The sequence below is a fragment of the Paraburkholderia dioscoreae genome, from assembly GCF_902459535.1.
In the GTDB taxonomy this organism is placed as follows: Bacteria; Pseudomonadota; Gammaproteobacteria; order Burkholderiales; family Burkholderiaceae; genus Paraburkholderia; species Paraburkholderia dioscoreae.
Window position 1 is genome coordinate 285,688 of sequence record NZ_LR699553.1, and the last position, 21,980, is coordinate 307,667.

Annotated in this window: 19 protein-coding genes; 2 read left to right on the forward strand and 17 right to left on the reverse strand. The window is 63.4% G+C overall.

Annotation, left to right across the window (positions count from 1 at the left end):
* Nucleotides 1-10 precede the first annotated feature (10 nt).
* The 4 genes from PDMSB3_RS01345 to PDMSB3_RS01360 all read right to left on the reverse strand — a co-directional run bounded on the left by PDMSB3_RS01345 (nt 11) and on the right by PDMSB3_RS01360 (nt 4,402).
* The gene (locus tag PDMSB3_RS01345) at nt 11-1,219 is read right to left on the reverse strand and encodes an acetyl-CoA C-acetyltransferase (RefSeq protein ID WP_007179548.1); all 1,209 of its coding nucleotides are present in this window, start codon (nt 1,217-1,219) and stop codon (nt 11-13) included.
* Nucleotides 1,212-1,988 carry a carbonate dehydratase gene (gene can / locus PDMSB3_RS01350; protein ID WP_007179547.1) on the reverse strand — a complete coding sequence of 259 codons (777 nt, stop codon included), beginning with the start codon at nt 1,986-1,988 and terminating at the stop codon, nt 1,212-1,214. The genes PDMSB3_RS01345 and can overlap by 8 nt, the downstream gene beginning before the upstream one ends.
* A 94-nt stretch (nt 1,989-2,082) precedes the next feature.
* On the reverse strand, nt 2,083-3,912 hold the full coding sequence (aceK, locus tag PDMSB3_RS01355) for a bifunctional isocitrate dehydrogenase kinase/phosphatase (RefSeq protein ID WP_007179546.1): 1,830 nt from the start codon (nt 3,910-3,912) through the stop codon (nt 2,083-2,085).
* Between the two features lie 85 nt (nt 3,913-3,997).
* The gene (locus PDMSB3_RS01360; protein WP_007179545.1) at nt 3,998-4,402 is read right to left on the reverse strand and encodes a MerR family transcriptional regulator; all 405 of its coding nucleotides are present in this window, start codon (nt 4,400-4,402) and stop codon (nt 3,998-4,000) included.
* A gap of 209 nt (nt 4,403-4,611) precedes the next feature.
* Here PDMSB3_RS01360 and PDMSB3_RS01365 point away from each other — a divergent pair, with 209 nt between their 5' ends.
* Nucleotides 4,612-5,685 (forward strand): MBL fold metallo-hydrolase, encoded by a 1,074-nt coding sequence (locus tag PDMSB3_RS01365; protein ID WP_165184328.1) that lies wholly within the window; start codon nt 4,612-4,614, stop codon nt 5,683-5,685.
* A gap of 77 nt (nt 5,686-5,762) precedes the next feature.
* Here PDMSB3_RS01365 and PDMSB3_RS01370 read toward each other — a convergent pair whose 3' ends face one another.
* The 6 genes from PDMSB3_RS01370 to argS all read right to left on the reverse strand — a co-directional run bounded on the left by PDMSB3_RS01370 (nt 5,763) and on the right by argS (nt 12,702).
* Nucleotides 5,763-7,349: an ABC transporter substrate-binding protein gene (locus PDMSB3_RS01370; protein WP_007179543.1), complete on the reverse strand. Its 1,587-nt coding sequence runs from the start codon at nt 7,347-7,349 to the stop codon at nt 5,763-5,765.
* 258 nt (nt 7,350-7,607) lie between these two features.
* Nucleotides 7,608-8,426: a cobalamin-binding protein gene (locus PDMSB3_RS01375; protein ID WP_007179542.1), complete on the reverse strand. Its 819-nt coding sequence runs from the start codon at nt 8,424-8,426 to the stop codon at nt 7,608-7,610.
* Nucleotides 8,427-8,429: 3 nt separating this feature from the next.
* The gene (locus PDMSB3_RS01380) at nt 8,430-9,209 is read right to left on the reverse strand and encodes an SDR family oxidoreductase (RefSeq protein ID WP_007179541.1); all 780 of its coding nucleotides are present in this window, start codon (nt 9,207-9,209) and stop codon (nt 8,430-8,432) included.
* Between the two features lie 15 nt (nt 9,210-9,224).
* Nucleotides 9,225-9,863 (reverse strand): thiol:disulfide interchange protein DsbA/DsbL, encoded by a 639-nt coding sequence (locus PDMSB3_RS01385; protein ID WP_035518424.1) that lies wholly within the window; start codon nt 9,861-9,863, stop codon nt 9,225-9,227.
* 171 nt (nt 9,864-10,034) lie between these two features.
* Nucleotides 10,035-10,850 carry an SPOR domain-containing protein gene (locus tag PDMSB3_RS01390; RefSeq protein WP_007179539.1) on the reverse strand — a complete coding sequence of 272 codons (816 nt, stop codon included), beginning with the start codon at nt 10,848-10,850 and terminating at the stop codon, nt 10,035-10,037.
* A 61-nt stretch (nt 10,851-10,911) separates the two neighbouring features.
* On the reverse strand, nt 10,912-12,702 hold the full coding sequence (gene argS, locus PDMSB3_RS01395) for an arginine--tRNA ligase (RefSeq protein WP_007179538.1): 1,791 nt from the start codon (nt 12,700-12,702) through the stop codon (nt 10,912-10,914).
* A gap of 455 nt (nt 12,703-13,157) precedes the next feature.
* Here argS and PDMSB3_RS01400 point away from each other — a divergent pair, with 455 nt between their 5' ends.
* On the forward strand, nt 13,158-13,484 hold the full coding sequence (locus PDMSB3_RS01400; RefSeq protein WP_007179537.1) for a DUF1840 domain-containing protein: 327 nt from the start codon (nt 13,158-13,160) through the stop codon (nt 13,482-13,484).
* 122 nt (nt 13,485-13,606) lie between these two features.
* Here the strand turns inward: PDMSB3_RS01400 and PDMSB3_RS01405 are convergent, their stop codons facing one another.
* The 7 genes from PDMSB3_RS01405 to PDMSB3_RS01435 form a co-directional block, all read right to left on the reverse strand.
* Nucleotides 13,607-13,816, reverse strand: coding sequence for an acid-shock protein (locus tag PDMSB3_RS01405; protein ID WP_165184330.1), 210 nt, complete (start codon nt 13,814-13,816; stop codon nt 13,607-13,609).
* Between the two features lie 166 nt (nt 13,817-13,982).
* Complete coding sequence (gene metH / locus PDMSB3_RS01410) at nt 13,983-16,700, reverse strand: methionine synthase (protein WP_007179535.1); 2,718 nt, start codon at nt 16,698-16,700, stop codon at nt 13,983-13,985.
* Nucleotides 16,701-16,782: 82 nt separating this feature from the next.
* Entirely contained in the window at nt 16,783-17,853 is a 1,071-nt protein-coding gene (locus tag PDMSB3_RS01415; RefSeq protein ID WP_165184333.1) for a homocysteine S-methyltransferase family protein, read from the reverse strand.
* Between the two features lie 295 nt (nt 17,854-18,148).
* Nucleotides 18,149-18,406, reverse strand: coding sequence for a BTH_I0359 family protein (locus PDMSB3_RS01420; protein ID WP_007179533.1), 258 nt, complete (start codon nt 18,404-18,406; stop codon nt 18,149-18,151).
* A 118-nt stretch (nt 18,407-18,524) separates the two neighbouring features.
* Nucleotides 18,525-19,313 (reverse strand): alpha/beta fold hydrolase, encoded by a 789-nt coding sequence (locus PDMSB3_RS01425; RefSeq protein ID WP_165184336.1) that lies wholly within the window; start codon nt 19,311-19,313, stop codon nt 18,525-18,527.
* 183 nt (nt 19,314-19,496) lie between these two features.
* Complete coding sequence (locus PDMSB3_RS01430) at nt 19,497-20,780, reverse strand: DUF3108 domain-containing protein (protein WP_165184338.1); 1,284 nt, start codon at nt 20,778-20,780, stop codon at nt 19,497-19,499.
* Nucleotides 20,781-21,054: 274 nt separating this feature from the next.
* A complete protein-coding gene (locus tag PDMSB3_RS01435) occupies nt 21,055-21,954 on the reverse strand; it encodes an IclR family transcriptional regulator (RefSeq protein ID WP_007179530.1) in 900 nt (299 codons plus the stop codon).
* Nucleotides 21,955-21,980: the final 26 nt, after the last annotated feature.

A 21,980-nucleotide genomic window follows, 5' to 3' on the forward strand; every position in this document is an offset into this window, starting at 1 on the left:
AAAACGCGCGTTACACCAGTTCGATACCCATTGCCGTTGCTTCGCCGCCGCCGATGCACAGCGTCGCGACGCCGCGCTTGCCGCCGCGTTTCTTCAGCGCACCGATCAGCGTGACGAGAATGCGCGCGCCCGACGCGCCGATCGGGTGGCCGAGCGCACAGGCGCCGCCGTTCACGTTGACCTTCTCGTGCGGCAGATGGTGCTCCTTCATGGCCGCCATCGTCACGACGGCAAAGGCTTCGTTGACTTCATACAGATCGACTTCGTCGGCGCGCCAGCCGTTCTTCTCGAACAGCTTGCGAATCGCCCCGACCGGCGCGGTGGTGAACTTCGCCGGTTCCTGCGCGAAGGTCGAGTGGCCGACCACGCGCGCAATCGGCTGGACGCCCAGGCGCTTCGCCGTCGACTCACGCATCATGACGAGCGCGGCCGCGCCGTCGGAAATCGACGACGAGTTCGCCGCCGTCACCGTGCCGGTTTTGCTGAACGCGGGCTTGAGCGTCGGAATCTTCTCGATGTTCGCTTTGAACGGCTGTTCGTCGCGATCGATGGTGACTTCGCCCTTGCGGCTCTCCACCTTCACCGGCGCGATTTCCCAGCCGAACGAACCGTCCTCGTTCGCGCGCTTCGCACGAGCGAGCGACTCGACGGCGAACGCGTCCTGCGCTTCGCGCGTGAAGTCGAACGAAGCCGCGCATTCCTCGGCGAAGGAGCCCATCAGACGGCCTTTTTCGTAGGCGTCTTCGAGACCGTCGTAGAACATGTGGTCGATCACCTGGCCGTGGCCCATGCGCATGCCCGCCCGCGCTTTGGGCAGCAGATACGGCGCGTTCGTCATGCTTTCCATGCCGCCCGCAACGATCACGTCGACGGAACCCGCAGCGAGCATGTCGTGCGCGAACATTGCCGCGCGCATGCCGGAGCCGCACATCTTGTTCACCGTGGTGCTGCCGGTGGCGAGCGGTAAGCCGGCGCCGAGCGCGGCCTGACGCGCGGGCGCCTGGCCGAGGCCGGCGGGCAGCACGCAACCCATCACCACTTCGTCGATCTGTTCGGGCTTCAGGCCGGCGCGCTGCACGGCCGCCTGGATTGCCACCGAACCCAATTGCGGCGCGCTCAGCGTGGCGAAGTCGCCCTGGAATGCTGCCATTGGCGTGCGGGCCACGCCCACGATGACGATCGGATCAGCTTTTGTCCCGCTCATGTTTGTCTCACTCATGTTTAAGCTCCTTGATGACGCCTTCGACAATGGCCGGCACGTCGCCGAGCTGCGCCGCGTCGGCGGCCACCACGTCGTTGTCCGCGTTGTGTGCGCCGCCGGCCGACACTGCCCCCACGCACTTCTGATAGGTTGCATCGAGCGCGCCCGGCTCGCGGATCGTCATGCCGAGATTGCGCACCTTGCCGTCATGCACGCCATACGCCCAGCCGTGTACGGTCAACTCCTGGCCGCGGGCCCACGCATCGTTGACGATGGTGGTGCGGCATACGTTCATCACCTGTTCGATCGCGTTCAGTTCGACCAGACGCCGGTGACGCGCCTCGCCGAGCGGCCATTCCTCGATCAGCGCCGCATGCTTGGTACGCACGTCCTGCACGTGATGCAGCCAGTTGTCCGCGAGACCCACGCGGCGGCCGTGCAGCGCCGCGCCGACGCCCGAGCAGCCGTAGTGGCCGACCACCATGATGTGCTTGACCTTCAGCAGATCGACGGCGAACTGGATGACCGACAGACAGTTCAGATCGGTATGCACCACCACGTTGGCGATGTTTCTGTGCACGAACACTTCGCCCGGCGGCAGGCCGATGATCTGGTTCGCCGGCACGCGCGAATCGGAGCAGCCGATCCACAGATACTCGGGCGTCTGCTGATGAGCGAGACGCGAAAAATACTCAGGGTCTTCGGACAGCTTGCGGGCCACCCACGCTTCGTTGTTGTCGAACAGATGCGAGAGCGGATTGTCAGGAGGCGAAGCGTTAGTGTTCATGGTGCGTCTGAGTGGTTGCTCGACCGCTTGACCGGTCGATGTCGTTACATAAGATTAGGACGAGGCATTCAACGCTGCGAGCAGCGTATGAGTCTCATGCCGCCCGCACGCTGCGCCCGGCATCCGGCGCGGTCGATGCAGCGCCGGCGGCGTCGGCAAAGCGCTCCGGATAGCGCATGCAGAAGCGCACGCTGCCGTCGTACGGGAAAAAGTCGGCCAGTTCGCCTTTCAATAGATGATCCTTGTGCCGTTGCCATAGCGCAGGATCGAAGAAGTCCGCGTGATGCCGCATGAAGGAACGGCGCACGCGTGGGTCGCCGAGCAGAAACGTGCCGTACGTCTCCGGGAAAATGTCGTGCGGGCCGACCGAGTACCACGGCTCGCCGGACATTTCGTCTTCCTCGTTGCGTGGCGCCGGCACCGCGCGCACGTTGCAGTCGGTCAGATATTCGATTTCATCGTAGTCGTAGAACACCACGCGGCCGTGACGCGTGACGCCGAAGTTCTTGTACAGCATGTCGCCCGGAAAGATGTTCGCCTGCATCAATTCCTTGATGGCATTGCCGTATTCCTTGATGCCGTGTTCGACGTCCTCGTCGTTGCCGTTCTGCAGGAACAGATTCAGCGGCACCATGCGGCGCTCAATGTACATATGGCGAATCACCAGGCTGTCGCCGTCGTGTTCGATCAGCGACGGCACTTCTTTTTCGAGTTCACGCACCAGCGCTTCGTCGAGCCGCGAGACCGGCAACGCGACGCTCGAATATTCGAGCGTGTCGGCCATGCGGCCCAGGCGGTCGTGCCGTTTGACGAGCTGATACTTTTCCTTGATCTGCGCGCGCGTGGTTTCCTTCGGCGGCGGGAAGCTGTCTTTGATCAGCTTGAACACGTACGGAAACGACGGCAGCGTGAACACCAGCATCACGAGCCCCTTGATGCCGGGCGCAATGATGAACTGATCGCTCGAATGCGACAGGTGATGCAGCAGGTCGCGATAGAACAGATTCTTGCCCTGCTTCTGCAAGCCCACCGACGTGTAGATTTCCGCTTTCGGTTTGCCCTGCATGATGGTGCCGAGAAATTCGACGTAAGCGGACGGCACTTCCATATCCACCAGGAAGTACGAATGCGAGAAGCTGAAAATGATCAGCAACTGGTCGCGCTTGAGCAGCACCGTGTCGAGCGCGAGCACGCCCGGCTTCACATGACGCAGCGGCACCGCGAACGGCATCAGCAGATCGCCGTTGATGATCCGCCCAATGATATACGCCGACTTGTTCCGGTAGAACAGCGACGAGAGCACGTGAATCTGGAAGTTGGGCGCTTCGTCGAATACGCCGAACGCGTCCTGAATTGCCTGCATCACGCAGCCGACGTCGCGTGTCAGGTCTTCAAACGGCGGCTCCAGCTGGAAGTTCGTGACAATGCGTTCGAGCGTTGCCGCGAGCCCATCCTTGCCGGGATAGTACGCACGGTAGGTCGGCTTCGCGGCCGGTTCGTCGTTCTCGATGTACTCGGTCGAGATGGCCGGGCGCACGAAAATGAAATCGTTGTTGAAGTACGAGCGGTGCAGGATCTTGCAGCACACCGAATTGAAAAACGTCTCCGCGCATTCGGGCTGGCGGTGCGTGGTCAAAAGGCCGATGTAGTGCAGCTTGATCTGCTGCCACACTTCGTCGTCGATATTTTCCGCGTCGTATTCGTCTTCGAGCAGTTCGACGCATTCCTCGACGCGCTCGTCGTACGAGGTAATGCGATCGCGCGCGAGTTTTTGCAGACCGTGCCAGTCGGACTGCTCAAAGAGCGTCTTGGCGTGGATCGCGGCGTCGCGAAAAATCCGGTAATGCCGGTCGAATCCTTCGAGCATCGTCTGTGCGACGTCAAAGCCGATTTGCGACGACAGCAGTTTGGGGAAGTGATTCATGTCGACCGTGCATTCGTCTCATGTCGTGAAGACACCCGTGATTGTATCGCCCGGGTGGGCCCGCGACGCGTCGCGCCGCCAATGTTCATGCCGGCCTGGCTTCGCGTGTGCCGGTCTCCAGCAGCGCGCGCGCCTGGGTTTCGTATTGCGCGAGGTCTTCGAGTGTCGCGTTCAGGTCTTCCAGTTGACGCTCCAGCACTTCGCGATGACGCGCCACCGTGGCGAGGAATGCGTGCAATTGCGGCACCGTGTCCGTCGGCGACTCGTACACGTCCAGCAGATCGCGAATCTCCGACAGCGTGAAGCCGAGCCGCTTGCCGCGCAACGTGAGCTTCAGGCGCGTTCGGTCGCGGCCCGAATAGACGCGCCGCAAGCCGCTCGATCCTTCACGGCTCGGTGAGAGTAAACCCTGATCTTCGTAGAAGCGGATCGCGCGCGGCGTGACGTCGAATTCCCGCGCGAGCTCGGTGATCGTGTATTGCGTGTTCATCGGGGTATTCCGTGGCCAGGCAGAAAATCGGATTGAACGATAGAATCAACGTTTACGTTATCGTCAACTTGAGTTGAACGCAACCAGGCGCGGTACGGCCGCAGTACGGCACCGGCACGCGGCAACCACGCCGCAATCACGCCGCAATCACGCCAACCGGCATCGCACACCTCGCCATGCCGGACGGCCGACGGAGGAAGACACCCACAATGAATGCACTCGAACACCAACTCGACTACCCGTTCAACGACGCCTTGCCGGACCCGGGTCACGCAATGGAAGTCGCGCCAGGCGTGTTCTGGCTGCGCATGCCGCTGCCGTTCGCGCTGGATCACATCAACCTCTGGCTGCTGCGCGACGAAATCGACGGCCAGCAGGGCTGGACAGTGGTGGACTGCGGCATTGCTTCGGACACGATCAGGGAGAACTGGGAGAAGGTGTTCGACTCGGCGCTCGACGGCCTGCCGGTGCTGCGCGTGATCGTCACGCATTGCCATCCCGATCACATCGGACTTGCGCACTGGATCTGCACGGGCGGCGACAAAAAGCGCTGGGACGTGCGGCTGTGGACAACGCTCGGCGAATACATGCAGGCCCGCGTGATGGCGGCCGGCGAAGGCTCGAATGCGGGCGGCGAGGGCGCTGCGCGGCACTTCGCGCGGCATGGTGTGACGGACGAGGAATCGCTCGAAAAACTGCGCAGTCGCAAGAGCTATTACTCGAGTCTCGTGCCGGAGATTCCGGGCCAGTATCGCCGCCTGCGGGAAGCGGACGGTGTGAAGATCGGCGGCAAGACGTGGCGCGTGGTGACCGGTTTCGGCCATTCGCCGGAACACTGCGCGTTGTTCTGCGAAGAGACCGGCGTGCTGATCTCCGGCGACATGGTGCTGCCGCGCATTTCGACCAATGTGTCGGTGTTCGATATGGAACCGGAGGGCTCACCGCTCGCGCTGTATCTGGAGTCACTCGGCCGCTACGAGACGATGCCGGAAGATACGCTCGTGCTGCCGTCGCATGGCAAGCCGTTTCGCGGCGTGCGCACGCGTATCCGGCAATTGCGCGAGCATCACGACGCGCGTCTGGCGGAAGTGCGCGAAGCGTGCGCGGAGAAACCGCAGAGCGCGGCGGATATCGTGCCGCTCATGTTCAAGCGCCAGCTCGACATTCATCAGATGACGTTCGCTATGGGCGAAGCTTTGGCGCACCTGCATTTGCTGTGGCTTGCGGGCGAGTTGAAGCGTAAGCAGGATGCGGATGGCGTGATACGGTTTTGGCCTGCGTGATCGCGGGTGGTGCGCAGATAAAAAGCCCGGTGCTGACGCAACCGGGCTTTTTCTTGCACGTTCAAACGCAGAAACGATTACTGCACCGATACCGTCCCGAAGTTCTGCCGTCCAAACGGACTCACGTGATAGCCGCTCACGTTCGTTCGCGTGATCGCAGCCGCAGTCGGATATCCCAGCGGAATCCACAACGCCTGATCGTGAATGACCTGCTGCGCCTGTTCATACGCTTTCGCGCGCTTTGACTGATCCGGCGTCGCCTTGCCGTCCGCAATCAGCTTGTCGAGATCCTGATCGCAGAAACGCGCGAAGTTAATGCCCGACTTGACCGCGTTGCAGCTGAACAGCGGCGAGAGGTAGTTGTCGGGGTCGCCGTTGTCGCCCGCCCAGCCCATGAATAGCGAGTCATGCTGGCCTTGCTTGGCCTCCTTGATCAACTCGCCCCACTCGATCACCTTCACCTCGGCCTTCACGCCGATCTTCGCGAAGTCGGCTTGCAGCAGTTCCGCGCCGGCCTTCGGATTCGGATTCAGCACGCTGCCGTTCGGGCGCACCCAGATGGTCGTTTCGAAGCCGTTCGGATAGCCCGCGTCGGCGAGTAGTTTCTTCGCCTTTGCCGGGTCGTACGGCCACGCCTTCACGGACTTGTTGTAGCTCCACGTGTTCGGCGGATACGGGTTCACGGCCGGCGTCGCCGTGTTGTCGAACACGGTCTTCAGATACGTGGTGCGGTCGAACGCCATGTTCAGTGCCGCGCGCACCTTCTGGTTGTCGAGCGGCTTCTTCTGCGTGTTCAACGCGACGAACGCCGTCATGAAGGCGGGCGTCTGCACAATGGCGAGCGACTTGTCGCTTTTCGCTTCGGCAAGATCCTGCGGCTTCGGCGACAAGGCGATCTGGCATTCGCCTGCTTTCACCTTTTGCGCCCGCACCGTGGCGTCCGGCGTGATCGCATAGATCAGGCGGTCGATCTTCGGCTTTGGACCCCAGTAGGTCGGGTTCACGTCGTAGCGGATTACGGCGTCTTTCGTATAGCTCTTCAGTTCGAACGGACCCGTGCCGATCGGCTTCGAATTCAGGTCGGCCTGCTTGCCGGCCTTGAGCAACTGGTCGGCGTATTCAGCCGAATAGATCGAGGCGAAACCCATTGTGAGGATCGACACGAAGGTTGCGTCCGGCGCGTTCAGTTCGAACTTGACGGTGTTGTCGTCGACCTTGCTGATGGATTTGATGAGCTTCGGCAGGCCCATCGACTGCGCATGCGGGAAGCCGCTCGCGCCCGCCACCTTGTGCCACGGATTGCTGTCGTCGAGCATGCGCTCGAACGTGAAGACGACGTCGTCGGCGGTAAGCGGGCGGGTGGGCTTGAAGTAGTCCGTGCTCTGGAACTGCACGTTGGGGCGCAGGTGGAACGTGTATGTGAGGCCGTCGGCACTCACGTCCCACTTGTCGGCCAGCGCCGGCACCACTTTCTTCGCGGCCTCGTCGTACGAGACCAGCGAGTTGAAGATCACGTCGGCCGATGCATTGGTCGTGACGAGCGAATTGAACTGCACGACATCGAAGCCGTCAGGGCTCGACTCGGTACAGACGGTCAGCGGTTTGGCGAGCACGAGCGCGGGCGCCGTGAACAGTACGGCGGCTGCGAGCAGTTTGAAGCGCATAGGATCTCCCATAACGAGCGCAGTCAGGCAGTGCGTCTGGTTGTGTGGTTATGTTCCGTTGACGAGAAATGGGCGGCTGTCCGGCGTAGCCGCCTTCTTTATTGTGATACGTTTCCGGCGCTGGCGCAGGGTTGAGGGAACCGCCTACGCGCGCGTCGGCCTTCGCGAAAGCTTATCGAAGGGTGGTTGCGCCGACAACAACATAATCCGCATATTCATATGGAAGGGTTGGCCGGCCTCGCGGCGCGGAGCCTGCGTTCATGCCGCCGCGGCGCGCCGCAGCAGGTACGCGATGCCTTCGATCGCACGCACGCCGTACCACGACACCATTTCCCCATCGATCAACTCGATGCGCTTGCCGGCCAGCCGCGCATCGCGTTTCAGTGTGTCGCAATGGGTCTGCGTAAAGCGATACGGCTCGCTGGAGAGCAGGACGCGCTCGACATGGGCGAGCCACGGCGCGCTGTCGAAGTCGAGCGTCGGGTAACGTCCGGCGCCTGCCGCACCGCCTTGCACGTCAGGCAGCGTGTGCCAGTTGACGAGCCGCAGCATCGCGGAGATATAAGTATCGCGCGCCACGGTCATCCAGGGCTCGCGCCAGATCAGATACAGCACGTTTTGCGGCGTGAACGCATGCGCGGCCGCCTCGTGCAGACGGGCTTCGAGCGCTTCGCTCAGACGCTCCGCTTCCCGCGCGCGATCGAAGATCGCGCCCAGCAGCGTGTAGAGCGCCAGATTGTCCCGTGGTGTCTGCGGATGAGTCACGACGATATGCGGCACGAACCCGCGCAATTGCTCGCCGGTATCACGCTCGTTTTCGTCGATATTGACGATCAGATGGGTGGGGCGCAACGCACGAATAGCATCGAGATGCACGGCCTTGGTGCCGCCGACCTTGCGGACTTGAGGCACCTTGTCATGGGGATGCACGCAGAAACCCGTGCGGCCGACAATCTGCCGGTCCAGACCGAGCGCGAACAGCAGTTCGGTGATGCTCGGCACCAGCGAGACGATACGTGCTGCGGATCCTGCGGGTTCGTGCGCGACGCCGGCTGCATCGACCGCACCCGGTTGCATGGCTTACTCGGCCTCGGCGGCGGTGCGCGGCTTGCGCGGCGCGCGCTCGAACGCACGGTCATAGAGCCAGCGCGGCAGCACATGCAGCAGCATGGCCACGATGCGCATCTGCCAGGGGAACACCGCGAAGGCCGTTTGACGCTCGATTGCCTGCGCCACCTTCACGGCGAAACGGTCGGCATCCATCAGGAACGGCATGGTGTACGGGTTGTGCTCGGTCATGGGCGTGCGGATATAGCCGGGCGCAATGGTGACCACGCCGACGCCGTGCGGCCGCATTTCAACGCGCAACGCTTCCAGATACTTGAGCGCCGCCGATTTCGACGCGCTGTACGCGCCGGAGCCCGGCAAGCCGCGCACGCCGGCGACGCTGGCGATCCCCACCAGCGTCCCGTGTCTCGCGGCGCTCATGGCGGCGGCGAACGGCTCGAACGTGGCGACCATGCCGAAGTAATTGATATCCATCACTTCGCGGAAGGTGCGCAGATCGCCGTGGCCGGTGACCGCACCGCGGCTGATGCCGGCGTTGGCGATCACGACGTCCGGCAGGCCGTGCTGCGCGATGAATTGCGCGGCCGCCTCGGCGAGCGCTTCGGCGTCGCGAACGTCGACGGAATAGATCGAGACGGTATTCTGCGGATGGGACTGCTGGAAGGCGGCGAGGGCTTCGCCACGGCGGGCAACGAGGCCGAGAATCGCGCCGCGCCGCGCATATTCGGCGGCGAGCGCGAGGCCAATGCCGCTCGAGGCGCCGGTAATGAAAACCTTCAGCGGTGAACTCATTCCGGCGCTCGGGCTTTACATCTTCTTGGCGCGGACTTGCGCGACCAGGTAATCCAGCACCTGGATCGTGCCCGGCAGGCTGTTGGTGGCGGCGGGGCCGGTTTCATACTTGCCTTGGACTGCCAGCGTCGGCACGCCGTCGATCTTGTAGTCTTCCAGCAGTTTCTTGTCTTTCTGCAGCGCGCTTTGCGTGGAGAACGAGTTGTACGCGTCCATGTACTTCTTCGGATCGACGCCGTTCTTCGCGAGGAATTTGGCCTGATCTTCCGGCGTCAGCAGGTAGTTCTTGTTGACGTGGATTTCATTGAAGACCTTCGGCGTGAGTTGCGTGGCGAGGCCGAGCGCGTCGAGCGCGTGGTACATCCTGGAATGCGGAATGAAGTCGTCGCGGAAGGCGACCGGCACGCGCTTGAACACCACGTCCGGAGCCTGCTTCTTCACCCACGCTTCGAGGTACGGGTTGAATTCGTTGCAGTGCGGGCAGCCGTACCAGAAGAATTCGGTGACTTCGATCTTGCCGGCGGGCACGTCGGTCGGCTGCGCCGTGGGCAGCACGGTGTAGTCCTTGCCCGACACCGGCGCGGCGGGCGAAGCGTGCGCCGTGGCGGCAACGAGCCCTAGCGAGAGGAACAGAATGCTCAGCAGTTTTTTCATGTTGTGTTGACCCAGGTAGGCGTAAAGCAGTGGCGCCACGCAAATGCCCGCCACCGTCTTCAAGATTCGGCGTTGGACGGTTTCAGCCGTCCGTCGTGCTTGTGACACGCGCCGCGCGCCGATAGTTCGGCGGCGGCGCGTCCCGGCAAATCACCGTTTGTTTCTTTTTGCTTATTGTTTCGTGAAGCGGATCACCGCGGTATCCACGCCCGCGTCGGACAGACGCTGGCGGCTCGAATTCATGTCTTCGAACTTCGAGAACGGCCCGATACGCACGCGGTAGTACGTGACGCCGCCGGCATCGCGCTGCGTGACCTTCGATTCGAAGCCCTGGAAGGCGAGACGCGCGCGCTGCTGTTCGGCGTCTGCCGCGGTCTTGTACGCGCCGACTTGCAGGAAGTAGCCGGTGTTCGCGTCGCCCGCTGCCGGCGCCGCACCCGAACCGGGCCTGGCGTTGGCGGCGGTGGACGAACCACCCTTAGGCGCCGCGCCCGCCGCGGTGGCGGCCGGTGCGCTTGCGGCTTGTGGCTTCTTCACCGGTGCGGCGGCCGTGCCGTTGCCGTTGTCCTGCGCGGGCTTCGGCGCGACCGCCGTGCCGTTCGCGTTGCCGGCGTTGCCGTTGGCGGGCGGCACTTCGACGATCTGGGGCTCTTCCAGCATGCCCGACTGCGTTTGCGCGTTGGTCTGGCCCGGCGCGGTGTTCGGCGGCGCCGGCTGCGCGGCTTGCGGCACCGGCTGACCCGGCGTCTTGCCTTGCAGCGGACGGTTCGGGTCGTACTGCGGCTGGCTCGCGCCGGAATCGGACGCCGCGGGCGGCGCCACCTTCGAGACGAATGGCGTGGGCGCACGGGTGATATACAGCGCCACCACTACCGCGATCGCAAGGCCGACGATCAGGCCCAGCACGATGCCGAGAAAAGTCCCCCCGGTTTGTTTCGATTGCTTTGTTGTGCGGCGTGGTTTTGCCATCGTATGAATCACCTGCAAAAAGAATCCTGGAACGGCCGTCGATTATAACGACGGCCGCATGCATGTTGCGCCGGAGGACTTACATCTTGACGGGAGCGGAGACGCCGATCGTCGCGAGGCCGTTGGCCAGCACCTGACGCGTGGCCGCGAGCAGCGCCACGCGTGCATTGCGCTCGGCCGCATCGTCGACCAGCACGCGCTCGGCTTTGTCATTGTAGAACGAGTGGAATTCCCCGGCGAGGTCGCGCAGATAGAATGCGACCGCGTGCGGCGCGAGTTCGTCGGCGGCATGTTGCAGCATGTCCGGGAATTCGGCGAGCTTGTTCAGCAGGGCCATCGCGCGTTCGCTGGTGAGCGGCGTGACGTCCACGTCCGCCAGCGTGCTTTCGTCCGTGTTGTAGCGCGCCTTGCACTCGGCGATCACCGAGCAGATTCGCGCGTGCGCGTACTGCACGTAATGCACCGGATTCTCGTCGTTCTGTTTCAGCGCGAGGTCGATGTCGAACACGAACTCCGTGTCCGCCTTGCGCGAGGTCAGGAAAAAGCGCACGGCGTCGCGGCCGCGGCGAATCGTTTCCTCGTCGATCAGATCGACATCGACTTCCGAGCCCGGCGTCGCGCCGCCCGACCATTCGATCAGGTCGCGCACCGTCACGTAGCTGCCGGCGCGCTTGGAGATTTTCACCTCTTCGCCGTTGCGCATGACCGTGACCATTTTGTGAAGAATGTAGTCGGGATAGCCCTTCGGAATGCCGATGCCGAGACCTTGCAGGCCGGCGCGCACCCGCGCGATCGTGCCGTGGTGGTCCGAACCCTGAATGTTGATGACCTTGGTGAAGCCGCGCTCCCACTTGGCGACGTGATAGGCGACGTCCGGCACGAAGTACGTATAGGTGCCGTCGGTCTTGCGCATCACGCGGTCCTTGTCGTCGCCGTCGTCGGTGGTGCGCAGCCACAGCGCGCCTTCCTGCTCGTAGGTCTTGCCGGCGGCGATCAGCGCCGCGACAGTCTTCTCGACACGGCCTTCCTTGTACAGCGACGATTCCAGGTAGTACTGGTCGAACTTCACGCCGAACGCCTGCAAGTCCATGTCCTGCTCGCGGCGCAGATACGCCACGGCGAAACGGCGGATCGCTTCGAGATCTTCGACGTCGCGCGCGCCGGTGACCGGCTCGCCGTCGCTCGCCGCCACGGTGACGCCGTTCAGATAGTCTTTCGCGATGTCGGCGATGTACTCGCCGTTGTACGCCGAAGCCGGCCAGCCTTCGTCGCCGGGGGCGAGGCCGCGGGCGCGCGCCTGAGTGGACAGGGCGAGCGTCTGGATCTGCACGCCGGCGTCGTTGTAGTAGAACTCGCGGTGCACGTCCCAGCCCTGGCTGGCCAGCACATTCGAGAGCGCGTCGCCGAGCGCGGCCTGGCGGCCGTGGCCGACGTGCAGCGGGCCGGTTGGGTTGGCCGAGACGAACTCGATCAGCACATGCTTGCCGGCGTCGCGTTGCGAGCGGCCGAAGCGCTCTTTTTCAGCGAACACGGCGGCGATCACCGCCTGCTTGGCAGCGGCGGTGAGGCGCAGGTTGATGAAGCCGGGGCCGGCCACTTCGGCGGCTTCGACGAGGTCCCGGGCTCCCGGTTGCGCGAGCAGCGCGTCGACGATCTGTTGCGCCAGCTGGCGCGGATTGGCGCGCAGCGGTTTGGCGAGTTGCATCGCCACATTGCATGCGACGTCGCCGTGCGCGGCGACCTTCGGGCGCTCCAGCGTGATGGTGGGCGAGACGAACGCGGCTTCGGTCGCGCCTTGCGAAGCAAGCGCGACCTGCTTCACCGTGTCGGCGAGCAGTGTTTCGAGGGTATGTTTATGTGCAGGCAGCATGCTTGTTGCGAGTCCAGTGAGGCAATCCGGTGATGCGGAAGAGGCGCCGGCCGCGCGAGGCCGACCGGTTCGTCAGAAGCGTGGAAAGCGGCACGCAACCGCTACGGCGTATCCGGCGCGCCGGTTGCGCTGAGTGCGACAGCAGGCACGTTGTCTGCGGCACGCCAGACGCAGTGCGCGGCGCCCTGCCGTGGCGTTCATTGCCGCGGCTGACAGCGGTATGACGCGGGGCGCGGCCAACCGGCCCAGCCATGCTACTTGTGCTTCGCCGCGTGCGGCGCATTGCGGCACGCTTTTCCGTCCAGATGGATTTTAGCAGGTGCTAATATGTTCAATGAGATGCCCAGCAAGGGCCGTGGCCGCCACGCCTGATCGGCGAGCCAACGTAACGCGCGCTGGCGGCTGTCTTTGAGCCGCTCGCGCGCCAGTCCAACATAACGAAAAAGGGAACAGTCATGCTGATTACTTTCAAATGCCGCGCCTGCCCGGACGTGATGATGCTGGAAAATCTTGCGCAGTTTCTGGTCGGCATCGTCGGCAAGCGGCTGGGTGAACGCGGTGTCATCACTCACGACGAACTGAGCCCGGCCATCGAGAAACTCGAAGCAGCAATTTCCGTCGACAAACAGGAACGTGCCGAACACGACGGCCATTTCCACGAAGGAGAAGACGGCCACGAGCATCATGAGATTCCGCCGGGCCTCGCGCAGCGCGCGTATCCGTTCCTCGACATGTTGCGCGCGGCGCAGAAGGAAAACGCGGATATCGTCTGGGGTCTCTGATTCCGGGTTGGCCTGCCGGTGGCGCCCGGCGGTCCGAACCTTGACACACCAATGACAAAGAGCCCGCTCGTGCGGGCTCTTTGTCGTTCAGAGATTCGAACCGGCTGGCGTTGCCGTGCTGCTTACTGGCTGGCGGCGTCCGCCGGAGCGGCTGCGGGAGCCGACGCACCTTTCTTCACTTTCTTCTTCTTCGGCTTCTTGACGTGTTTCACCGTGGGCGGCGAATACGAGCTGACCGAACTGGAGCCGCCAGGGGCGGCGGTCTGGGCCAGCGCCACCGAGGCGCCCAAGGCAAGCGAAACAGCGGTCAACAACAGCGTCAGCTTCTTCATACGATTTTCTCCGTTGACGATTGCAATTAATGAGCCGACGCGTTTTGGCCGCGTCTGGCGGGGTCAAGCCGCCTCAGTCTACAAAGACGAAAATTACGTTGCCGCAAATATTCAGTCTTTCTGGCCCGATATAGTGGGTTTCCCGCCACGCCTCGCCGCCCGGTGCTTACAGCAAAGGCGCCAGGGCCCGCTCCGCGTCCGTTTTCGACAGTGACATGCGCCTCGCGTAGTCTTCCAGCTGGTCCTGGCCGATCTTGCCGACCGAGAAATAGGTGCTGTCCGGATGCGCCAGATAGAAGCCGGAGACGCTCGCTGCCGGCAGCATGGCCAGCGATTCGGTCACGCTCATGCCGATTTCGGTGGCATGCAGCACGTTGAACATATCGCGCTTCACCAGGTGATCCGGGCAGGCCGGATAGCCGGGCGCCGGGCGGATGCCGCGGTACTTTTCCGCGATCAGTTCTTCGTTGGAGAGCGTTTCGGTATTTGCATAACCCCACAGGTCGCGCCGCACGCGCGCGTGCAGTGCTTCGGCGAAGGCTTCGGCGAAACGGTCGGCGAGCGCCTTCAGCATGATTGCGCTGTAGTCGTCGTGGTCCTTTTCGAACTGCTTTTCCTTCACGTCGACGCCGAGTCCCGCCGTCACCGCGAACATGCCGATGTAGTCGGCCACGCCCGAGTCTTTCGGCGCGATGAAGTCGGCGAGCGACCGGTTCGGCCGCATCACGCCGTCCACCACCGGACGCACGCTTTGCTGGCGCAGATTGCGCCAGGTGAGCGCCACTTCCGAACGCGATTCGTCCGTGTAGATTTCGATGTCGTCGTCGTTCACCGTGTTGGCCGGCAGCAGCGCGATCACGCCGTTCGCCTGCAGCCAGCGGCCCTGGATCAGGCGCGCGAGCATCGACTTGCCGTCCGAGAACACGCGCCGCGCCGATTCGCCGACAATCTCGTCGTTCAGAATGGCCGGATAGGGGCCTGCCAGATCCCACGTCTGGAAGAACGGACCCCAGTCGATATAGGTCGCCAGCTCGGCCAGATCGAAGTTCCTGAACACGCGGCGGCCGATGAACTTCGGCTTGACCGGCTGATAGCTCGCCCAATCGACCTTGGTCTTGTTGGCGCGGGCTTCGGCCAGTGTGACCATAGGCAGCGCTTTCTTGTTGGCGTGCTGGTCGCGGATCCGGTCGTAATCCGACTTGAGTTCGTCGAGGTACTTCGCCGCGCCCTCGTCGGACAGCAGGCTCGAAGCGACGGAAACCGAACGCGACGCGTCCGGCACGTAGACCACCGGCCCTTCGTAATGCGGCGCGATCTTCACTGCGGTGTGCACGCGCGAGGTGGTGGCGCCGCCGATCAGCAGCGGAATCTTCTTGATGCGGAAGTAATCGTCGCGCTGCATTTCCGACGCGACGTACGCCATCTCTTCGAGGCTCGGCGTGATCAACCCGGAGAGCCCGATGATGTCCGCGCCTTCGACCTTCGCCTTCGCGAGAATGTCGTTGCAGGAGACCATCACGCCCATGTTGACCACTTCGAAGTTATTGCACTGAAGCACCACCGAAACAATGTTCTTGCCGATATCGTGCACGTCGCCCTTCACCGTGGCGATGACGATCTTGCCCTTCGCGCGCACGTCGGCGCCGGCTTCGGCGAGCTGCTTTTTCTCTTCCTCGATGTACGGAATCAGATGCGCGACGGCCTGCTTCATGACGCGCGCCGACTTCACCACTTGCGGCAGGAACATCTTGCCCTGACCGAACAGGTCGCCGACGATGTTCATGCCGTCCATCAACGGGCCTTCGATCACATTGATCGGACGGCCGCCTTCGGCGGCGATCTTCGCACGCACTTCCTCGGTGTCTTCGACGATGAAGTTGGTGATGCCATGCACGAGCGCATGCGACAAGCGTTTCTCGACCGGCTGGTTGCGCCACTCCAGATTCTCTTCCTTCTTCGCGGCGCCGGTCTTGAACTTGTCGGCGATTTCGAGCAGCCGGTCGGTGCCGTCTTCACGGCGGTTCAGCACGACGTCTTCCACGCGTTCGCGCAACTCCGGATCGAGGTCGGCATACACGCCGAGCTGGCCCGCGTTGACGATGCCCATGTCCATGCCCGCCTGGATCGCGTGGTAGAGGAACACGGTGTGGATCGCTTCGCGCACCGGATCATTGCCGCGGAACGAGAACGACACGTTCGACACGCCGCCGCTCACCTTCGCGTACGGCAGGTTCTGCTTGATCCAGCGCGTGGCGTTGATGAAGTCGACCGCGTAATTGTTGTGCTCCTCGATGCCGGTCGCGATCGCGAAGATGTTCGGATCGAAGATGATGTCTTCCGGCGGGAAGCCGACTTCGTTGACGAGGAAGTCATACGAGCGCTTGCAGATCTGCGTCTTGCGTTCGAACGTGTCGGCCTGGCCCTGTTCGTCGAAGGCCATCACCACGGCGGCCGCGCCGTAGCGGCGAATCAGGTTGGCGTGGTGGCGGAACGCTTCTTCGCCTTCCTTCAGCGAGATCGAGTTGACGATCGCCTTGCCTTGCACGCACTTCAGACCCGCTTCGATCACTTCCCATTTCGACGAGTCGATCATGATCGGCACGCGCGCGATATCCGGTTCCGATGCGATCAGATTCATGAAGCGCACCATCGCCGCTTTTGAATCGAGCATCGCCTCGTCCATGTTGACGTCGATGATCTGCGCGCCGTTTTCGACCTGCTGGCGCGCGACCGCGATCGCTTCGTCGAACTGGTCGTTCAGGATCATTCGCGCAAACGCCTTCGAACCGGTCACGTTGGTGCGCTCACCCACGTTGATGAAGAGCGTCCCGGACGTGACGTTGAACGGTTCGAGGCCGGAAAGGCGCAAGGTGTGATCGGTCATGGCGTATGTGCTCGATTGCTGCGATTAAGTGCGTCGTGTTCGATAGCGGACATGCGGCGGCGGCTCAGAGGCGCTGCTGGGCTCAGGCTGCGGCGCGGTATTGCGTCGGCCATTGGCGCGGCTTGACTTCGGCCAGCGCCTGCGCAATCGCCGCAATATGCTCAGGCGTCGTGCCACAGCAGCCGCCGGCTATATTCACAAGACCGGCCTGTGCGAATTCCTTCAGCAAACCAGAGGTATCCGCAGGCAGTTCGTCAAAGCCCGTATCGCTCATAGGATTCGGCAAGCCGGCGTTCGGGTAGCACGACACATACGTGTCGCAGAGCTTGGCCAGTTCGGCGATATATGGGCGCATCAAAGCCGCCCCCAGCGCGCAGTTCAAACCGAACGTGAGCGGCTTGGCGTGCCGCAGCGAGTTCCAGAAGGCTTCGACTGTCTGGCCCGACAGAATGCGGCCCGAAGCGTCGGTGACGGTGCCTGAGATCATGATCGGCAGACGCTCGCCGGTGTCTTCGAACAGTTCGTCAACTGCAAACAGCGCCGCCTTCGCATTGAGCGTGTCGAAAATCGTCTCCACGAGGAACAGATCGACGCCGCCGTCGAGCAACGCCTTGGCCTGCTCGTAGTAGGCCGCGCGCAGTTCGTCGAATGTCACGTTGCGCGCGCCCGGATCGTTCACGTCGGGGGAAATGCTCGCGGTCTTCGGCGTCGGTCCGATCGCGCCGGCGACGAAGCGCGGCTTGTCGGGCGTCGAATACTTGTCGCACGCGGCGCGCGCCAGTTTCGCCGACTCGAGATTCATCTCGACGGCGAGCGCTTCCATGCCGTAGTCCGCCTGGGCGACCGTGGTCGCGCCGAACGTGTTGGTTTCGATGATGTCCGCGCCCGCCGCCAGATACTGCTCGTGGATCTCGCTGATGATCTGCGGCTGCGTGATGGACAGCAACTCGTTGTTGCCTTTGATGTCGCGCTCGTAGTCCTTGAAGCGCTCACCTCGATAGCGGGCTTCGTCGAGCTTGTAGCGCTGGATCATCGTGCCCATTGCGCCGTCCAGGATCAGGATGCGCGACTTGAGCAGCGCGGGCAGCGCCGCGCCGCGCGTGTAGGCGGCGTCGGGACGGACTGGCGTGGCGGTTTGGGCGGGCTGGTTCATGGCGGACGAGGGCTTGCGCCGGCTTTTTCGGGAAACCTGTCATTGTAGCCGCTGCCGGACGAAACCGCCCGGCGCGCGGGCCGGGCGACTGTCCTGGATGTGCGGGCGCGCTGCATGGGAAAGGACGGGAAAATAGCGAAGCGGCGTCACAAAGAAAACGGCCCAGCGAGGCAAAAGCCTGCTGGGCCGCTTCACAATTGCCGACCGACTTGTAAAAGCCGCCGGGTTGCCCGCTAACGGGGCCTGACGGCGCGGCCGATTTATGTCGCCAAAAACGTTAAGTCAAACCCTTCGCTTAGTGAAGAATCACAGGTTGATGCATCAGGCTGTCGAACTGACCGAGGAATTCGTCCACTTCGTCCAACGACGGTTCCTCTTCGATCAGCTTCTGCACGTGCTCGCGAAAACGCGCCGCCATTGCTCCGTCGATATAGATCTCGCGTTGCATGTTCTTGTCGACGATCTCATAACCCCCTGACTTCATGGCCAGAGGACCTTCCTGCGGCGGAAACTCGACGACACAATAATTGGGGCTGTTGTAGATCATTTGCATGGCGACACTCCTTATTTCCGTTGGCTCCTGGCCAGTCCTGCACCGTAGGTGGAGCGTATGGTTTGGAATTCAAGGGGTGGGTCCGGATTGATGCTTGTAAAAGTTCCGAACCTACCGGTTAGACCGGCCTTTCAAGAAACGTTTCAAGCAGTGCAGCAAAACGGTGAGATTGCTCGACGGGGGCGAGATGAGCGGCATCCAGCAGTTCGAAACGTGCGCCTTCGATGGCGTCTGCGATCGCCTGCGTAGCAGCAGGCGGCGTGCCCGTGTCGTGGCGGCCCGCCACGGTCAATGCTGGGCATCGGATTGTTGCCAGCTTACTGCGTACGTCGAAATCGCGCAGGGCTTCGCACGCTTTGGCGTAGCCTTCTGACAACGTCTGCATCAATACGTCGCGGATTGGCTCGACGGCTTCGGGGTGCGCGGTCTGAAAGTCGGGCGTCAGCCAGCGGTTCAATGTCGCGGGCACGAGCGGCGCCATACCGTCGCGGCGGGCCGCCGCGGCACGCTGATCCCAGGTGGCGCGGGCTTCAGGCAGCGTGACGGCGCTGCTGTCGGCGATCGTCAAGGTGTCGACGCGCGTGGGGTGATCGAGCGCGAATTGCTGCGCGACCATGCCGCCCATCGACATGCCGACCAGGTGCGTACGGGGTGCATCGAGCGCGTCGAGCAGCGCGGCGAGATCGTGCGACAGATCGGCGACGCTGAAGGACTCGCCGGATATCGCGGTCTTGCCGTGGCCGCGCAGGTCGTAGCGCAATACGGTGTAGTCGTCGCGGAAATAGCCGGCGAGCTGGTCCCAAACGGACAGATCGCCACCAAGCTGGTGGACGAATGTCAGCCACGGGCCGCCGCCCTCGTTGCTCAGCACATAGCGCGTCTCGATACCGTTGATGTTCACTTGCATGCGGGCTCCTTTGAAGAGGAACGCAGTGGAAGGGACCATTCGCGCACGCCGTGACCCTGCCGGACTGCACGGCTGATCGTATATACGCAGCGCCGACGCGAACGGTTGCAGTAATGTGTTGCGAGTGCGCGTTGGCGCGGAAGTTTCGCCGATCTGATCGAGACCCCGCCCGGAGTGTGGCTTTCAGGGCTTGATGATGCCAGGCGTATCGGCGGGGCTGGTCGAATCGACTGGTGAAGAGGGCGCGGCACCGGGCGTAACTGCCGGTGAGGCCGAAGGAGACGATCCGCTCGAATTGTCAGGGGACGCCGCGCCGGCATCGCCGTTACTGTCCGGCGGGCTGCCGGCGTTCCCGGCATTGAGCTTGCCACGCCACACCAGTTCGAATTGCGTGCCGTTCGGTTCCGTCTGAACGATGCGCGCGGGCAGCCAGCCGAGCGACGGCGCGAGCCACACGTCGATGCGGCGCAAGTCGCCGTCACGGCGGGGCAGGCGCTTGAAATGGCGCGTATCGAGGAAACCCCGGTCCGTGCGGATGGTTTCGTCGCCGATCGTCTCGACCGGCCAGTTTTCGCCGCTATCGTTATCGACCACGAAGAACTGCCGCGTCACGCCGGGCTTGTAGGCGGCCGGGTCGCCGCGCACGAGGCTGGCCAACTGCATCACCATGCTGAAGCGGTCCTGCGCGCCGTCGGGCAACGGCAGTGCGGCCGGGGTGCGCGTAAAGGCGATTTTCCTGTCGGTGCGATTGAAGATCGCGATGTCTTCCGCGCGGCGGCCGCGCTTTTCGATGTACTGGTCCGGCGCGAGGCCGAATGCGTCGATACGGCCGTGGCTCGAATATACGAATGTGCCGACAAAAGGCAGCGGCACCGAGACGACCATCTCATAGCTTTGCGCGCTGCTGGTCCAGTGGATCGTGCCGGGTTGATTGCGCACGCCGTTGTAGAACGTGTCGTATTGCAGTTCGCCGGATGGCGGGATGGAGAACTTCACGCCGGGCGACGCCTGCGGCGCACTTGCGGCCGTGGGCGCGCCAGCCGTGCTCGCGGCGGCGTTGGGAGCCGCATTGGGGCTCGCTGCGTCCGGCGCGCTCGCCACGGCGTCCGATGCTGCGGCAGGCGCCGCCGGCGCGGCTTGCCTGGCCGGTTGCAGCGCCGTCAACACATGTTCGCGCGGCTTGCGCGCCACGGCCCGGCGCGCGGGCGCCGGTTCCGGCGTGGGTGACGCGGCGGCGGCCGGTTTGCGTTCGACACGTTCCGGCGTCAGCAATGCGACCTGCACGGGCACACGCTCGTCGTCCGAGGGATTGAGCGTTGCGCGATTGCGCTCGACCCATTGCGCGGCAATCCAGTGCAACACGGCCACGATCAGCAGCACCGCGATCCAGCGCCCCGCGCGCAAACCGGTGCGCCGCCCGCCGGGCGGCGTGCGATCGGAACGGCGGGCGGCGGGAGCGGAGGACATCGGCAAATGAATGTGTGGGCAAGGACAGCGTCGGGTTTGAATGCCAGCGGATGTGGGCTGCGGCGATTGGCAAAGAGGCGCGAGGCTTGATCTGCGAGGCCGGTTGCGAACCGGTTCGACCGTACTGTCGCAAGCGATGTTCCGCGTCGATGAAAAGAGAAAGAGAAAGGCCGCACGCGCGATGCGCCGCCGCGCCACGCCTTCGATGCTTTCCACCCGGCTCGTCAGCCTTTCGCGTCAGAGCCGGCGACCGCACCGCGCCCACCGTGCGCTATCACACCTGTTCGTCACGTGGCGCCGCACTATACCCCAGCTCGTACGAGAGCTTTTGCGCGCATTCGCGCAACGCCGTATCGATCTCGCCACCCCAGCGAATATCGAACGCGCCTTCATGACCGAGCGCGACGAGGCCGAGCGCCAGTTCGCCGGTCGAGTCGAACACCGGCATGGAGAACGCGTGTATGGTCGGCAGCAACATGCCTTCCACGCGCGCCGCCTGGTGCTCGCGCACTTGCGCGAGCACCCGTTCGACTTCGTCCCGCGTGCGTGGGGCGCCCGTCTGCGACGAGCGGCGCGAATCGGCCAGTTCGCGTTCGAGCATGGCGGCGGTCTTGCTCCGCGGCAGATACGCGGCGAACAGCAGGCCGGTGGCGGAACTGAGCAGGGGCATTACATCGCCGAGTTTCAGCGACGCTTTTGCCGGATAGCTCGATTCCATCCAGTGCACCATGGTCGGCCCCTGGTTGCCCCATACCGCGATGCCCACCGTGAGATCGAGCCGGTCGCGCAACTCGGACAGCGCGATGCGCGCGAGCTTGACGCCGTCCACGCGAGCAAGCCGCGCAAGTCCCAGTTGCAGGGCAAAACCGCCCAGTTCGTAGCGGCCCGACAGGGCGTCTTGCGAGACCACGCCGAGACGCAGAAAACTCACCAGATAACGGTGCGCTTTTGCCGGGCTCATGCCGGCGCGCTGGGCGAGATCGCGCAGCATCATGGCGCGCGGTTCGCGGGTCAGGACGTCGAGCAATCTGAAGCCGACTTCGATGGACTGGATGCCCGAACGCAGCTTTTCCTCGCCGGTCTCGACGCTTTCGTCGTCGGATTCGGGCGTGTCGAGCGGTTCAGTGGCGTCGGCGTCGGTGCGGATCGCGCCGGAGCGGGCAATTGGAGGCATGAGCAAGGCGCATGGAGCGCATTCAA

Bases quoted from the DNA above. Each gene is read 5' to 3' on its own strand.
- PDMSB3_RS01345 (WP_007179548.1), bottom strand. From the start codon at position 1,219: ATGAGTGAGACAAACATGAGCGGGACAAAAGCTGATCCGATCGTCATC.
- can (WP_007179547.1), bottom strand. From the start codon at position 1,988: ATGAACACTAACGCTTCGCCTCCTGACAATCCGCTCTCGCATCTGTTC.
- aceK (WP_007179546.1), bottom strand. From the start codon at position 3,912: ATGAATCACTTCCCCAAACTGCTGTCGTCGCAAATCGGCTTTGACGTC.
- PDMSB3_RS01360 (WP_007179545.1), bottom strand. From the start codon at position 4,402: ATGAACACGCAATACACGATCACCGAGCTCGCGCGGGAATTCGACGTC.
- PDMSB3_RS01365 (WP_165184328.1), top strand. From the start codon at position 4,612: ATGAATGCACTCGAACACCAACTCGACTACCCGTTCAACGACGCCTTG.
- PDMSB3_RS01370 (WP_007179543.1), bottom strand. From the start codon at position 7,349: ATGCGCTTCAAACTGCTCGCAGCCGCCGTACTGTTCACGGCGCCCGCG.
- PDMSB3_RS01375 (WP_007179542.1), bottom strand. From the start codon at position 8,426: ATGCAACCGGGTGCGGTCGATGCAGCCGGCGTCGCGCACGAACCCGCA.
- PDMSB3_RS01380 (WP_007179541.1), bottom strand. From the start codon at position 9,209: ATGAGTTCACCGCTGAAGGTTTTCATTACCGGCGCCTCGAGCGGCATT.
- PDMSB3_RS01385 (WP_035518424.1), bottom strand. From the start codon at position 9,863: ATGAAAAAACTGCTGAGCATTCTGTTCCTCTCGCTAGGGCTCGTTGCC.
- argS (WP_007179538.1), bottom strand. From the start codon at position 12,702: ATGCTGCCTGCACATAAACATACCCTCGAAACACTGCTCGCCGACACG.
- PDMSB3_RS01400 (WP_007179537.1), top strand. From the start codon at position 13,158: ATGCTGATTACTTTCAAATGCCGCGCCTGCCCGGACGTGATGATGCTG.
- PDMSB3_RS01405 (WP_165184330.1), bottom strand. From the start codon at position 13,816: ATGAAGAAGCTGACGCTGTTGTTGACCGCTGTTTCGCTTGCCTTGGGC.
- metH (WP_007179535.1), bottom strand. From the start codon at position 16,700: ATGACCGATCACACCTTGCGCCTTTCCGGCCTCGAACCGTTCAACGTC.
- PDMSB3_RS01415 (WP_165184333.1), bottom strand. From the start codon at position 17,853: ATGAACCAGCCCGCCCAAACCGCCACGCCAGTCCGTCCCGACGCCGCC.
- PDMSB3_RS01420 (WP_007179533.1), bottom strand. From the start codon at position 18,406: ATGCAAATGATCTACAACAGCCCCAATTATTGTGTCGTCGAGTTTCCG.
- PDMSB3_RS01425 (WP_165184336.1), bottom strand. From the start codon at position 19,313: ATGCAAGTGAACATCAACGGTATCGAGACGCGCTATGTGCTGAGCAAC.
- PDMSB3_RS01430 (WP_165184338.1), bottom strand. From the start codon at position 20,780: ATGTCCTCCGCTCCCGCCGCCCGCCGTTCCGATCGCACGCCGCCCGGC.
- PDMSB3_RS01435 (WP_007179530.1), bottom strand. From the start codon at position 21,954: ATGCCTCCAATTGCCCGCTCCGGCGCGATCCGCACCGACGCCGACGCC.